16 protein-coding genes are annotated in these 13032 nt (G+C 57.4%); 4 read left to right on the top strand and 12 right to left on the bottom strand.

The window, feature by feature from the left end:
* Positions 1–8: 8 nt before the first annotated feature.
* Both CHR62_RS05710 and CHR62_RS05705 read left to right on the top strand, forming a co-directional pair.
* Entirely contained in the window at positions 9–677 is a 669-nt protein-coding gene (locus tag CHR62_RS05710; protein ID WP_123660310.1) for a glutathione S-transferase family protein, read from the top strand.
* A 12-nt stretch (positions 678–689) separates the two neighbouring features.
* Positions 690–1292: a TetR/AcrR family transcriptional regulator gene (locus tag CHR62_RS05705; protein ID WP_123660309.1), complete on the top strand. Its 603-nt coding sequence runs from the start codon at positions 690–692 to the stop codon at positions 1290–1292.
* On the opposite strand, the gene rfbD is transcribed toward CHR62_RS05705, so the two are convergent.
* Both rfbD and rfbC read right to left on the bottom strand, forming a co-directional pair.
* Positions 1233–2120, bottom strand: a complete 888-nt coding sequence (gene rfbD / locus CHR62_RS05700; protein WP_233574893.1) for a dTDP-4-dehydrorhamnose reductase — start codon at positions 2118–2120, stop codon at positions 1233–1235. The two genes, CHR62_RS05705 and rfbD, sit on opposite strands and share 60 nt — an antisense overlap.
* Positions 2121–2122: 2 nt before the next feature.
* Positions 2123–2674, bottom strand: a complete 552-nt coding sequence (gene rfbC / locus CHR62_RS05695) for a dTDP-4-dehydrorhamnose 3,5-epimerase (RefSeq protein WP_093970899.1) — start codon at positions 2672–2674, stop codon at positions 2123–2125.
* A gap of 72 nt (positions 2675–2746) precedes the next feature.
* Here rfbC and CHR62_RS05690 point away from each other — a divergent pair, with 72 nt between their 5' ends.
* Positions 2747–3631, top strand: a complete 885-nt coding sequence (locus tag CHR62_RS05690; RefSeq protein ID WP_123660308.1) for a DMT family transporter — start codon at positions 2747–2749, stop codon at positions 3629–3631.
* Here CHR62_RS05690 and CHR62_RS05685 read toward each other — a convergent pair.
* Positions 3628–4863, bottom strand: a complete 1236-nt coding sequence (locus CHR62_RS05685; RefSeq protein ID WP_093971014.1) for a CynX/NimT family MFS transporter — start codon at positions 4861–4863, stop codon at positions 3628–3630. The genes CHR62_RS05690 and CHR62_RS05685 overlap by 4 nt on opposite strands.
* A 171-nt stretch (positions 4864–5034) precedes the next feature.
* Here CHR62_RS05685 and CHR62_RS05680 point away from each other — a divergent pair, with 171 nt between their 5' ends.
* Positions 5035–6264: an MFS transporter gene (locus tag CHR62_RS05680; RefSeq protein WP_093971013.1), complete on the top strand. Its 1230-nt coding sequence runs from the start codon at positions 5035–5037 to the stop codon at positions 6262–6264.
* Here CHR62_RS05680 and CHR62_RS05675 read toward each other — a convergent pair.
* From CHR62_RS05675 to CHR62_RS05635, 9 genes are read right to left on the bottom strand one after another with little or no spacing between them, the layout of a single operon-like run.
* The gene (locus CHR62_RS05675) at positions 6242–7456 is read right to left on the bottom strand and encodes an NAD(P)/FAD-dependent oxidoreductase (RefSeq protein WP_123660307.1); all 1215 of its coding nucleotides are present in this window, start codon (positions 7454–7456) and stop codon (positions 6242–6244) included. The two genes, CHR62_RS05680 and CHR62_RS05675, sit on opposite strands and share 23 nt — an antisense overlap.
* A 14-nt stretch (positions 7457–7470) precedes the next feature.
* The gene (locus tag CHR62_RS05670; protein WP_123660306.1) at positions 7471–7743 is read right to left on the bottom strand and encodes a MarR family winged helix-turn-helix transcriptional regulator; all 273 of its coding nucleotides are present in this window, start codon (positions 7741–7743) and stop codon (positions 7471–7473) included.
* A 27-nt stretch (positions 7744–7770) separates the two neighbouring features.
* Positions 7771–8085 carry a hypothetical protein gene (locus tag CHR62_RS05665; protein WP_123660305.1) on the bottom strand — a complete coding sequence of 105 codons (315 nt, stop codon included), beginning with the start codon at positions 8083–8085 and terminating at the stop codon, positions 7771–7773.
* Positions 8086–8101: 16 nt separating this feature from the next.
* On the bottom strand, positions 8102–8425 hold the full coding sequence (locus CHR62_RS05660) for a 2Fe-2S iron-sulfur cluster-binding protein (protein WP_093971012.1): 324 nt from the start codon (positions 8423–8425) through the stop codon (positions 8102–8104).
* 21 nt (positions 8426–8446) lie between these two features.
* The gene (locus tag CHR62_RS05655; RefSeq protein WP_123660304.1) at positions 8447–9667 is read right to left on the bottom strand and encodes a cytochrome P450; all 1221 of its coding nucleotides are present in this window, start codon (positions 9665–9667) and stop codon (positions 8447–8449) included.
* 25 nt (positions 9668–9692) lie between these two features.
* Positions 9693–10418 carry an ABC transporter ATP-binding protein gene (locus tag CHR62_RS05650; protein ID WP_123660303.1) on the bottom strand — a complete coding sequence of 242 codons (726 nt, stop codon included), beginning with the start codon at positions 10416–10418 and terminating at the stop codon, positions 9693–9695.
* A complete protein-coding gene (locus CHR62_RS05645) occupies positions 10415–11164 on the bottom strand; it encodes an ABC transporter ATP-binding protein (protein WP_123660302.1) in 750 nt (249 codons plus the stop codon). The genes CHR62_RS05650 and CHR62_RS05645 overlap by 4 nt, the downstream gene beginning before the upstream one ends.
* The gene (locus CHR62_RS05640) at positions 11161–12159 is read right to left on the bottom strand and encodes a branched-chain amino acid ABC transporter permease (protein WP_123660301.1); all 999 of its coding nucleotides are present in this window, start codon (positions 12157–12159) and stop codon (positions 11161–11163) included. Before CHR62_RS05640 ends, CHR62_RS05645 begins: the two co-directional genes overlap by 4 nt.
* The gene (locus tag CHR62_RS05635) at positions 12159–13019 is read right to left on the bottom strand and encodes a branched-chain amino acid ABC transporter permease (protein WP_093970892.1); all 861 of its coding nucleotides are present in this window, start codon (positions 13017–13019) and stop codon (positions 12159–12161) included. Before CHR62_RS05635 ends, CHR62_RS05640 begins: the two co-directional genes overlap by 1 nt.
* Positions 13020–13032: the final 13 nt, after the last annotated feature.

Here is a 13032-nt window from a genome sequence, read left to right as displayed (position 1 = left end):
AAGACCTTATGACCCAAGCCATTCGCCTGTACGGCACACCGCTAAGCAACTACTACAACAAGGTAAAAATAGCTCTGCTGGAGCAAAACCGGCCATTTGAAGAGATACTTGTACGGCCTACCGACCGCTGGCCCGAGGGTAGTCCGACCGGAAAAGTCCCCTACCTGGAAACACCAGACGGGTGCCTCGTCTTCGAGTCACAAGCCATCATCGAGTACCTTGAAGAAACGCGTGGACAAGCGCCCAGCCTTTACCCCGTCGACGCAGTCGAGCGGGCGCGCTGTCGCGAACTGATCAGCTACCTTGAGCTTTACCTGGAGCTACCCGCCCGAAGGCTTTATGGCGCCGCCTTCTGGGGCGGCACGCTGGCCCCAGGCCTGGCCGAAGAAGTCACTGCAGATGTCGCACGCGGACTTGTCTATCTGGCACGCCGCGCCGATTTTTTACCGTGGCTGTGTGGCCATGACTTTACCCATGCTGACGCCGCCGCCTGGGCGCACTTTGCCACCATGAAACGTGCCCTGCAATTCGTTGGGGCCGCCAGCCTATTGCAAGACGTGCTGCCGCCCCTGGCCGACTACCTCGAAAAATTGCTCAATCGAGCCAGCATCCAACGCACACAAGCCGACCTGCGGGTAGAATTTCGCCAACGCTTTGGCAAAGCATCTCCTGCTTGAACGGACACGCACATGGCACGCACACGCGCACTGGATTACGAAGACCGAAAAAAAGATATCCTTAAGGCAGCAGCAATTCTGTTCGCACGCCAAGGCTACAGCGAAACGCTGCTCGAAGATATCGCCACCCAATGCGGTGTAAAAAAATCTTCGCTTTACCATTACCATCGCTCAAAGCACGCCATTTTGTATGGCCTGATCACCTGGAAAATCGAAGACCTGGCCTGGAAAGTCGACGCGGCCATTGAGGCCGAACACACCCCAGAGGCAAAGTTTCGGGCTCTGACTACAACGCTGGTCAATGAATATATTCGTGTCCCCGAAGAAATGACGGTGCTGATTACCCAGATGCGTTACTTAAACAAAACCGCGATGCGCTCAGTCATTGTGATTCAAGAACGCATCATCAACCGGGCGGTGCTGCTGATACAGTCGCTACGGCCCGACGTTGAAATCACCCGCAAAAAAATCACCGCCATGGCCATGCTGTATTTCGGCATGACCAACTGGATCCCCGTCTGGTACAAGCCGTCGGGCTCGATCAAGCCCGCCGATTTATCCGCGATGATTGCCGATACCTTCCTGAACGGCGTGCGCCAGCTTGCCATCGAGTAAAGCCAGCCTGCGGTGGACATAGGCCAGGTTATCGGACAAAGCATGCGGCTTAAAGCCTAGCGCCTGCAACTTCCGGCAAGCCAGCGCCGAGTATTGCGGACGCCGCGCCCGAACGGGATAGTCATCGGTCGTAATCGGTTGCAGCCGGTGCGGCACACCTGCCAAAATAGCGCCGGCAAATTCAAACCATGACACCACCTCGCGGCCGGCAAAGTGGTAAATACCGCCGGGTATCGCATCGCGACCGGCGAGCCCAATAAGGACATCGGCCAGATCACCCGCGTAGGTAGGTGACCCCACCTGGTCGTTAACCACCGTCAGCAGTTTGTCTTGTGCTGCCAGTGCCAAGATAGTCTTGACGAAATTCTTGCCATACTCGCTGAATAGCCAGGCGGTTCGCACCACGATCGCGTCGGGGTTGGCGGCAAGCACCGCCAGTTCACCCGCCCTCTTCGACTGCCCATACACGCCCAGGGGCGCCGGCGTATCGTCTTCTGTATAGGGCGCTTGATGCGTGCCATCAAACACATAATCTGTCGACACATGGAAAAAGCGAGCGCCGCAACCGCGTGCCGCTCGAGCCATATGCTCGGGGCCCTGGGCATTGACGGCATAAGCACGATCCGTGTCCGATTCTGCGGCGTCTACTGCGTTATAAGACGAAGCATTGATAAGCACATCTGGCGTAAACGAGGCCACGACGTCGGCAACCTGGGCCACCTGAGTAATATCGACCTGGGCCGACGTGGGCGCATGAATATGCCAATGCGCTGGCGCACGGTCTTGCAAACAACGCCCCAACTGCCCGGCGCCGCCGAATATCAACACTCTCAAAAAACACTCCCTAGTTCACACAACGCCGACAACACCAAACCTTGTCTGTCTTTGTCGGAAACCACCGGGTCGGATACCGGCCAGTCAATACCCAGTGCCGGATCATCCCAACGCAGGCAGACTTCGTCGCCAGGCTGATAAAAATCAGTACATTTATATTCGACCAAGGCGTCTTCAGACACCACGACAAAACCGTGAGCATAGCCTGGCGGCACCCATAGCTGAGTAAAGCCGCGCGCCGACATCGCCACCATTTGCACCTGACCAAATTGCGGCGAACTGCGCCGGACGTCGACAGTGACATCGACGATTTCGCCCTGCACCACACGCACCAGCTTACCCTGAGGGTGCTTAAGCTGATAGTGCAAGCCACGCACGACATGCCTGGCAGAGTAGCTGCAATTATCTTGCACAAACGGCCTATACCCAGGCAACTGGGCCTCATACCGACGCGCCTGGAATGTCTCGAGAAAATACCCCCGAGCATCGCGATGCACGTCCAGCGTAATGAGCTTGACGTCTTGAAGTGCGGTGTCGGAAATCTTCATTGGCCTGCGGCCCCCATCATTATGCAATTGCTCCTACAATCTAACATCAAATTTTGCCGCTCCCGTACGCATATGCCCTTAAAAGATCTGCGCAATCTCATCATTCTCAGCATCATCTGGAGCGGATCATTTCTGTTCATGCTGCTGTCCATTCACGAAGTCGGGCCTATGCCCCTCATCGAGATTCGCGCTTTTGCCGGCGGGGCGTTCCTGATGATGCTGGTCATTGCATTAGGCAAAATGCCCAGTCTCATTCAGAACTGGCGCACTATCAGTGTGGCAGGCCTGTTTAACTCGGCTTTTCCGTTTTTAATGCTGGCTTACGCGGCACAGCATCTCACCTCGGGCCTATTGGCTATTCTTAATGCCATGACACCCTTGTTTGGCGGGCTGATCGCCCGCGTATGGCTAAAAGAACGCATGACCGCACCGCGCATCGGCGGGCTTGTTCTGGGCTTCACCGGCATTCTTATTCTGGTGTCAGACGACCTGCAGTCCAGTTCGGGCGCCACCCATTTGCTGCCGGTTATCGCCGGGCTGGGCGCCCCGCTATGCTACGCAATTGCCGCGTGTTACTCGGGGCTGTACCTTAAAACGGTCGACCCTATGGCCAGTGCCGCAGGCAGCGTTGGCACCACGGCCCTCATTTTCATGCCGTTCGCCCTGTTTACCTGGCCTGATTCGGCCCAGGTATCGGTAACCGCCTGGTCGGCCGCCATCGCTCTGGGTGTGCTATGTACAGGATTGGCTTACGTACTGCTGTTCAGGCTACTCGCCAGCGTCGGCCCAACCAAAACCATTACCGTCACCTTTTTGGTGCCACCCATGGGCGTGATGTGGGGCGTGATATTTTTGGGTGAACCCCTAACGCCCGCCATTGTAGTGGGCGCCTGCGTGGTACTGGCCGGCACCTTTTTGGCCACCGGCGTGCGGTTGCGCAGCACCCCAAAAAACTAAATCGGTGTGCCGCGCGCCTGCAGCGCTTTACCCAGCATCCAGGCCATGGCAATGCCAGCCAACGAAAACAGCCCCGTCACCACCCATGTCATTTGCCAGCCCCCGGCCAGCGTAGCCACCCAAGCCACGATGGGCGGGCCAATAAACTGGCCCAGCGCGGTGCATTGCTGCATCCAGCCTACTGACGTGGATGTGGTCTGGCGCGAAGGCGCCAGCTGAATCACCAGGTAAAACAACGTCGCCGGAATCAGCCCACCAACGGCCGAGAACAAAAAGACCATGACCAACTGAACCGGGGTTGAAATATTTAAGGCAAATGCCACAAACGAACACAGCCCCATGGTGATGAAGCCCGTGGCAATGAGCGTTTGCGGCTGCAGACCTTTGTGCAACAAACGGCCGCCCCAAAAGTTACCCAACGCATTGCTGCCGCCCACAATGGCGGTCATGAAGCCGGCCGTTGTGCCGGAAAAGCCCTCGACGACGTAGATAGAGGGCAAGAAGCCCACCACGGCCATCCATTGCGACGAGTACGCCAAAAAGCTTAACGCCACCAGCCAGACATTTCGGGAGGACAAGGTTTGGCAGACGATACTCCAGGCACGCGGAGGAGGCGCGGCAGCCGCGTCTGTGGCCGCCGCGCTGCGATACACCGCATCGGACGGCACGCGTGACCACACCAGCCACCAAATAGCGCCTGTAAGCACTGCCAGTAGCCACCACAATACCTGCCAGTGCGAAAAACTGAGCAACCACGAGCCGAAGATCAAGACAATAATGGTGGCAAAGGGCACATAACACCCCCAAAGCCCAAGCAAGCGACTTAAATAGGCCGGTTCGACCAAGCGCCGAATAAGCCCGGGTGCGGGCATGACCACCATCAGGAACCCGAGTCCCTCGAGGGCCCGGAACAACAACAGGGCCGTTTTACTGTCGAACAACGGGCCCAACGCAGAGCTGGCCGTCAGCAACGACAGACCCAGCAAAATGCAACGGCGCAGGCCAACTTTCTCGGCCACCAGCCCGATCATCAAACCCAGGCTCATGCCGCCCATTTGCACCAGCGACAGCAAAAAGCCCGACTCGACCAATGTCATGCCCAGCTGACGTTGCAGCTCGGGCAGCGCCGGCGGCAGCTTCCAGACGTGCAAGGCCGCACACACCCCGGCCACAAACACAATGTAGGCAAACGTATTAGAGGTAACCGGCCCCCGGGAAGCAACTGAAGACATGAAAAACAACCCGCGAATTTGAAAAGACAAGCGTTAAGTGACGGCATTAAAGCACACTGTAAGCGCATCAGTGCTATGGTATGCCATCGCTACAAATATTGTGGCACACTGCTTTTCAACGCGCCCGCTAACCGCCTAAGCCGCACCACCCGTCTTGTATTTCAGGTTGCCATGTCGACACACCCAGATGCTGCACAACCGCCTTCAACCGCTCAGCCCGAAGGCACCATCCGCTCAAAGTTGCTGCTTGTATTTGCGATCTGTTTTATCTCCATCAACCTGCGCTCGGCGCTCATCAGTGTCGGGCCGGTAGTCGAGTCCATCCGCCATAGCCTGTCGCTGTCGGGCACCATGGTCGGCCTGCTCCTCACCTTACCGGTGCTTTGCTTTGGCGCTTTCGCCCCCTTTGTTCCTCGTTTGCAGCGCTATCGCTCGTCAGAACAACTGGTCACGCTCGCACTGATCGTATTGTGCGTGGGCGTCGCACTCCGAAGCCTGTTCGGCACATTCGGGTTGTTTGCGGGCACACTAGTGTCCGGTGCGGCCATCAGCGTAGTCATGGTCATGCTGCCCAGCTTAATCAAAAAGAACTTTGCCACACAAGCAGGTGCCATGATGGGGCTTTATTCAACCGCCCTGTGCTTGGGGGCTACGGTCGCCGCCGCGTTCACGGTGCCCGTCGAGTCCATACCCGGCAGCGACTGGCGCTGGGCCCTGGCGTTCTGGAACTTGCCTTTGTTTGTCGCCATTGCGCTGTGGCTACCCTATTCAAAGGCGGGCAAGGCCAACCCGCTCGCCGCCACAGTCAAGCTGCCCAAGCTACGCAGCAACGCCCTGGCCTGGCAGGTATCTTTGTTCATGGGCATTCAATCGTCCATCGCCTACTGTGTATTTGGCTGGTTGCCCGTCATTCTGGTCGATCGCGGCCTTACGCCCCTGGCCGCTGGTTTCATGCTGTCTATTTGCATGGGCGTTCAGGTCGTCACTTCGCTATCGGCGCCCTGGCTGGCCACCCGAAGCAAAGATCAGCGCAGCACCATCGCGCTCATGCTGGCGCTGTCGGTTGTTGGCCTCATGACCACCATATACGCGCCCCTGGAAACCATGTGGCTATGGTCAACTATTTTAGGCTTGGGGCTGGGCGGGGTGTTTAGCATGGCACTGGCCTTGCTGGTATTACGCGCCCCCAACCCCCAGGTCGCTGCATCGCTATCGGGTATGGCCCAAGGGGTAGGCTACACCGTCGCCGCAACCGGCCCCATTATTGTGGGTGTGCTGCACGAACTCACCGGCAACTGGCACGCAGTTGCCGTGTTTTATCTGGTGCTGGCAACCGGTTCGTTCACATTTGGCATGGGTGCCGGGCGCAATCTTTATATCAAGCCAGACCCAAAGTCTTAAGCGCTACCGAGGTGTCCAACGCCTGAGCCCGATCAACCACCACCTTGTCGGCAATCAGGCGACGCGAGGCCAAGTGATCGGCCGGCGAGTTAATGGACTCGGCACACGTCAGGCGGTCGCCTTCAAAATACAGCACCGAAAACTTGCCCTCGGCCGGGTTACCGCGCACAGCACGTTCATTCGCGGCATCTGGCACACCTGCAATCTGAATACGGGTCGCCCCCTGATCTGACCAGAACCAAGGCATCGCCGTGTACGGCGCCGGGTCACCCAAAATGCTGCGCGCAGCGCATCGGGCCTGATCATTGGCATTTTGAACGGACTCCAGACGCACCCGACGCCCCAGCATGGCCGACGGAAACGCAGTGCAGTCGCCAATCGCATATACGGCCGGGTCACTGGTTTGCATGAATTCGTTGACCATAATGCCGTTATCGCAATCCAACCCGGCCGCTTGGGCGAGTTCGACATTAGGTACCGCGCCCACACCAACCACGACGACATCGGCAGCGAAGAAGCGGTCGCCCACCCAGGCGCCCTTGACCACGCCGTCCAGCGTTTCAAGGCGATCGGCACGACAACCCAGCTCGATGGCTATGCCGTTGGCACGATGGGTGCTCAGCAAATAATCGGAGATTTCGGGAGAGGCCGAACGGCCAAGCAAGCGATCGGCAGCTTCGAGGACCGTTACATGCTTGCCCAACGCCGACGCTGTAGCGGCCAGTTCGAGCCCGATAAAGCCGCCGCCAAACACCAGGACATTACTGGCCGTGCCGATCTGGTCGCGCAGCCGCTGTGCGTCGTCGATGGTGCGTAAGGTGAAGACATTACTGAACTCGCCCTCGAACAGGGGCAGCATCCGTGCACGCGTACCCGTGGCCAACACCAGAACATCATACGGGAACGTATCGCCCGAATTGACCGTGACCTGTTGCACCTCGCGGTCGATGGCAGTGACACACGTATTAACGTGGACATTAATGCCGTTGTCAGCATAGAAACTGCCCGGCCGCAGCCACGCCGGTTGTGGGTTTTCGTCTTTGATGAAGGTTTTTGACAGGGGCGGCCGCTGATACGGCAAATAGCCTTCTTCAGTGATCAGGGTCAGCTTTACCGACGAGTCGGCTTCAAGGACGGATGCACAAAACTGGGCTGCGGCATGCCCGCCCCCAACAACAACGATATTCTTCAAAACGGGATCATCCTTCAGGTTGACGTAATGGCTTTAGGGCCTTTTTCTTTGATGTAGGCCTGGGTTGCCTTTTCGACATTGGGCAAATTGCCGTGCACGCGCAGCAGCAAGCCCATGAATGTCTGGGCCTCGGCGTCGGACAAGCATGACAGCAACACACGCTGGCGCTCGAGCGCCACAGCCTTGATTTCGTCGTGCTTGGCGCGGCCGGCCGGCGTTAAAGTAGCATAACGCACCCGGCCATCATCGGGGTCGACCGAAAACGTGATGAAGCCCTTTTCGTACATGGTTTTGAAGCAGCGGCTGACCGAGCCCTAGTCCATACCAATGAGCTTGCACACCATATTGACCGACACTTTCTCTTCGAGCGCCAGCATGACCAGCACCCGCCAGACCTCGATGCCGACCCCGTAGTACTTGCGATAAACCGCGGCAGCGCCGCTGGCCAGCTTGGTGGCGGTAAACGTCAGGTAGGCCGGCACATACTGTTCAAGGTCAATACCGCCTGTCGGGTTCTCGGGCTCCAGCGGCGGCTGCACTGGCTGTGCCACCGCCCGTGTCAAGGGTGTGCGCCTACCACGCCCACCCGTTGGCGTTGCCGTCGAAACCGAACTTTTTGCCTTGGCCATATGCCGTAAACCCGCGTTATTGCTGTGTTTCGGGCAAGTGTACCGTGATCGTGTCGCAGTCGTCTTTAATTACCAGTTGGCAACTGAGTCGGCTGGTGGGCTTGAGCGGACTGGTCGTGCACTCGAGCATTTCCTGCTCGGGTGCATTGGCCGCATCAAACTTGCCCATGTCATTTTCATCGACATACACATGGCAGGTCGCGCACATGGCCGACCCACCGCACTCACCCACAATACCGACCACGCCACCATTGACAGCCGCCTGCATCAGGTTGACGCCCGGCGAAACATCTATCTCGGTTACCGCGCCGTCGGCGCTTATATATTTAACAACAGCCACTTTAATCAAACCTCTTTTTTGTTAATGCGGAATCAGGCGCACCGGCAAAGACTCGAGCGCGCGTAGCGTATTGTTCAAGCGGCGTAACGGCTCGCCGATGATTTCAATGCGCTTGACCTTACGGGCCAGGGCCGTGAGTATAAGCTCGCCCTCCAGCCGGGCGATGGCCTGACCGACGCAGCCGTGAATGCCCGTGCCAAAGGCCATGTGACCCACCGGCTTGCGCTCAATATCGAATACCTCAGGATCTTTCCACTGACGTGGGTCGCGATTGGCCGCCGCCAGGAAAAAGAGCACTTTATCGTTCTCTTGCATTTGGGCACCGGCAAACTCAACATCGCGATTCACCGTACGGAAGAAAGTTTGTACCGAGGACTCGAAACGCAATGTTTCTTCAAAGGCAATGCGCGCCAGCGCAGGGTCTGCTGCAAGCTTGGCGTACTGGTCGGGAAACTGCCCGAAGCAATAGATCGCGTTGCCGATCCCGTTAACCGTTGTGTCGACCCCGGCTGACAAGAAGGAGCGCACCAGCATCGTGGCCTCTTCATGGGTAATTTCGCCCGCATCTGCCGCCTGATAAATTTGGTCGCCAAAGCCATCCGGGCGCAGCGCCTCGCGGCGACACTTATCCATAATCCACTCACGCACCGGCTCGTAGCGCTCGACCGCTTTCTGAAACACATGGTTGCGCGGTCCGAAGGCATTGAACACCATATCGCCATAAAGCAGCAGCGTGTCACGCTCCTCATCGGGCAAGCCAACGGCGTCGGGAAACACGCGCAGCGGGTAAACCTTGGCCAGATCACTAATGGCGTCGATCTCGCCCTTTTCGACCAGACGATCAATCAGCGCCTCGGCCTGGGCCTGGAACTCGGCCCGCACCTGCTGCACGACCTTCGGCGACAAAATACGCGCAAGAATCGCGCGAGCCTTGGTGTGATCAGGTGGATCTGCTTCGAGGATGAGGCTGGGGGGACGAAAAGGCTTCTCGGTGCGGAAATTGGCCAAGCCCACCCCGGCAGACGAAATAAAGTTCTGCCAATCGCTCAGCCCGGCCTTGACCGGCTGATAACGCGTAAACGCCCACAAACCGTAAGAATCAAGCCAAACCACCTCACCGGCTTCACGCATAGTTTCGTGATGCGGATAAGGCATGGTTAAAAAATCGTCGCCGAACGGATCGATATCGAGACGTGTGACGTGCGCCGGCGGCGTCTGGGTTTTACTGGCGTGAATTTTCATGATTGTCTCCTGCTTCGTATTTTGCTTAATGGGCCTGCCCCGGCACTGCAGCCACCGAAATATGGCGGTCAAGTACCGAAGGATCTTCAATCAGTTCGGCGGTGGGGCCTTCGTGCACAACCGCGCCGTGGTCAAGAATGAGTGCGCGCTGCGCAAACTTCAGGGCTTCTTGTACTTTTTGTTCAACCAGCAAAATAGCCACGCCTTGCTGCTGACTTAGCTGGTCGAACGCGTGCATCAGTTCCTCGCAAATAATGGGTGCAAGGCCCTCGAGCGGCTCGTCGAGCAACAGGAGCTGCGGATTACCCAACAAGGTACGGGCCACTGAAAGCATTTGCTGCTCGCCACCTGAAAGCGCCGTACCGGGATTATTGCGACGCTCTTGCAAGCGCGGGAACAGTTGATAGGCGCGCTGAATGTCGGATGCCGGCCGGCTACGTAACCCGGCGATCAAGTTTTCTTCGACGGTCAGCGACGGAAATACATCGCGTGTTTGCGGCACATAGCCGATGCCCATCCGTGCGCGATCGACCGTACTGCGACGCGCCACGTCGGCACCCCTCCAGGCCAAGCTGCCACGACGGTAATCGGTCAGCCCCATAATGGCTTTCAGTGTGGTCGACTTGCCCACACCATTGCGCCCGATCAGGCATACCCGTTCACCTTCGGCCACACTAAACGACACGCCATGCAGCACGGTAAGCGGGCCATACCCGGCCTCCAAGCCATCCAAAGCCAATAACTGACTCATATCTGCCCCTCTTTACCCAGGTACACCGCCCTGACCACGTCATTGCGGCGAATATCATCGGGTGTACCGTCGGCCAGTACCGCACCATTGGCCAGCACCAAAATGCGGCTGGCAAACCGGAACACCAGGTCCATATCGTGTTCGATAATCACCACCCCCAGTTCTGCCGGCAAGCGCTCAAGCGCGTCGAGCACCAGTTGCGCCTCGGACTTGGGCACACCGGCCATGGGTTCGTCGAGCAACAAAACCTTAGGCCGCAGCGCCAGTGCCAGTGCCACCTCTACCAGACGCTGGTCGCCATAAGCCATTTCAGCCGGTGTGTTGTGGGCGACACGCGTCAGCTGCAGCTCGGCCAGAATGTTTACAGCCTCGTCAATAATGTGGGTGTACGAGTTTTTGCTTCGCCACATCTGCCCAATAGAACCATCTCGCTGATGGATAGCCAGTGCAACCTGATCAATCACCGGCATGTCGGGCGCCAGCTTCGAAATCTGGAAAGTACGCACCAAGCCGTGAGCCACACGCTTGTAGCTGGGCCAAGACGTGACGTCAGTATCGTTCAGCAACACACGCCCTTCGTCAGCATGCAGGACTCCGCCCACCTGATTGACCAATGTGGTTTTACCGGCGCCGTTAGGGCCAATAATGGCCAGGCGCTCACCCGCCGACAAGCTGAATGACACATCGTCAGTCACCTTCAGGCCGCCAAACGACTTTTTAAGATGCTCAACCTTCAGCAGCGTCATGCGCGCCTCCCGAACAGTGCCAGTACATTCAGCCCTAACCGGCGCATCATCTGCTGCACAAAGCCTTTAGGTAAAAACACGACGAGCATCAACAACCCACCAATCACAAACAGCCAATGAAACGGATTTGCGGTCGCGGCAAAGTGGTGAATCATGGTGTACAGGGTGGTGCCGATAATGGCCCCACTTAATGTGCCCAGCCCACCCAGCACCAGCATGACCAGCGCCTCGGCCGACAACTCGAAACCCAGGCTATCTAAGCCGACGACTTGGTTGACTTGGGCAAACAAGCCCCCGGCGATGCCGGCAAACACGCCCGACAACGTATACAGCTTGACCAAATGCGGGTAAATACGCGTGCCATTGGCCGCCATACGGTCGCGGTTTTCGCGAATACCGACACAGCACAAACCAAACGGCGAGCGCATAATGCGCCGCAGTACGGCAAACGACAACAGCATCACGACCATGGCGTACCAGTAGCCGGTGACCCCAAAAATATCGAACTGAAACTGGCCAAAAATGGGCGCCACTTCGAAACCCGACAAGCCGTCGTCGCCCCCGGTAATAAACTGCAGCTTGCTGGCCAGGTTTTGCATAATGAGCGCAACAGCAATCGTCAGCATCAAGAACGCCAACCCTTGATAGCGCACCAAAAACAAACCGGCAATAAAGGCCAGCAAGGCACCCGAGCCTGCTGCAACCAACAGCCCCAGCAAAGGGTCGGGCATCACAAACTTGGCGAACAAGCCGGCGGCATACGCCCCCATGCCAAACATGGCCGCCTGACCCAGTGTGGGCAACCCGCCATAACCCGTTACCAGGTCAAGCGACATGACCAAAATGGCAATCATGGCGATGCGGGTAAGAATGAGCAATTGCCCGGGCAAATACCAATACAACAGAAAAATCACAGCCAGCGCAGCCACATAGCCCAGCCAGCCCCAGGGGGATTGACGCATGGCCATACCCGCGGAAACAGGGGATAACGTCATCAGTGTCTCCGTAAAATGCCTTCAGGTCGCAACGCCAGCAAAACAATCATGGCTGCGTAGAAAAAGAATGTGCCGAAGTCGGATGCCAGGTACTTGCTGGTGGTGTCGATTACGCCCAGCAACAAGGCTGCTGCCAACGTCCCGGAAATACTGCCCAGGCCACCCACGGCAACCACAACCAACATCAAGACCAGATACTTCAGGGGGTAATAAGGCTCGAGGGGCATGAGTTCGGCGCCAAGCACACCACCCAAAGCAGCCAGACCCGCCCCGGCTGCAAACGTGGCGCACTGCACCACCCGGATATTGATCCCCAGCGACGAGGACATGGCGGCGTTGTCGACCGACGCACGTAACCAGATGCCAAAACGGGTTTTGGAAATGAGTAACCAGATGAGCAACACCACAATGAAGCCGGCCACCACGACCAGCACGCGCTGCTTAGGCAAGGTGCGTTCACCCAGGCTGATCGACCCCTGCAGCAATTCGGGCAACGGAATTTGCTGGATATATGCACCCGCAAAGAAGTTGGCCGTTGCAATACAAGCGAAGGTAAAACCAATGGTGAACAACACCTGTTGCAGCTCCGTTTTTTTGTACAAAAAACGGAACACAAAGGTTTCGAGCAGTGCCGCCACGACCATGGTGGCCACAATGGCAATCAATAAGCCCGTAAGAAAGGGGTAGCCTTGCTCACGCACCAGAATGGCCGTGACATACCCTCCCAGCATGGCAAATGCGCCATGGGCCAGGTTGATGAACCGCATCAACCCCATGGTGACGGAAAGGCCCACAGAGATGACAAACAACACCATCCCGTAGACGATTCCGTCGATCAGAATATTACTGAGTAGCAGCACGCATGCCCCCTTC

The sequence above is a fragment of the Pusillimonas sp. NJUB218 genome (assembly GCF_003788685.1).
Classification (GTDB): Bacteria; Pseudomonadota; Gammaproteobacteria; order Burkholderiales; family Burkholderiaceae_B; genus Neopusillimonas.
This window is presented reverse-complemented; position numbering and strand designations above follow the sequence as displayed.

Bases quoted from the DNA above. Each gene is read 5' to 3' on its own strand.
- CHR62_RS05690 (WP_123660308.1), top strand. From the start codon at position 2,747: ATGCCCTTAAAAGATCTGCGCAATCTCATCATTCTCAGCATCATCTGG.
- CHR62_RS05680 (WP_093971013.1), top strand. From the start codon at position 5,035: ATGTCGACACACCCAGATGCTGCACAACCGCCTTCAACCGCTCAGCCC.
- CHR62_RS05640 (WP_123660301.1), bottom strand. From the start codon at position 12,159: ATGACGTTATCCCCTGTTTCCGCGGGTATGGCCATGCGTCAATCCCCC.
- CHR62_RS05645 (WP_123660302.1), bottom strand. From the start codon at position 11,164: ATGACGCTGCTGAAGGTTGAGCATCTTAAAAAGTCGTTTGGCGGCCTG.
- CHR62_RS05650 (WP_123660303.1), bottom strand. From the start codon at position 10,418: ATGAGTCAGTTATTGGCTTTGGATGGCTTGGAGGCCGGGTATGGCCCG.
- rfbC (WP_093970899.1), bottom strand. From the start codon at position 2,674: ATGAAGATTTCCGACACCGCACTTCAAGACGTCAAGCTCATTACGCTG.
- CHR62_RS05685 (WP_093971014.1), bottom strand. From the start codon at position 4,863: ATGTCTTCAGTTGCTTCCCGGGGGCCGGTTACCTCTAATACGTTTGCC.
- CHR62_RS05670 (WP_123660306.1), bottom strand. From the start codon at position 7,743: ATGTACGAAAAGGGCTTCATCACGTTTTCGGTCGACCCCGATGATGGC.
- CHR62_RS05705 (WP_123660309.1), top strand. From the start codon at position 690: ATGGCACGCACACGCGCACTGGATTACGAAGACCGAAAAAAAGATATC.
- CHR62_RS05665 (WP_123660305.1), bottom strand. From the start codon at position 8,085: ATGGCCAAGGCAAAAAGTTCGGTTTCGACGGCAACGCCAACGGGTGGG.
- CHR62_RS05655 (WP_123660304.1), bottom strand. From the start codon at position 9,667: ATGAAAATTCACGCCAGTAAAACCCAGACGCCGCCGGCGCACGTCACA.
- CHR62_RS05710 (WP_123660310.1), top strand. From the start codon at position 9: ATGACCCAAGCCATTCGCCTGTACGGCACACCGCTAAGCAACTACTAC.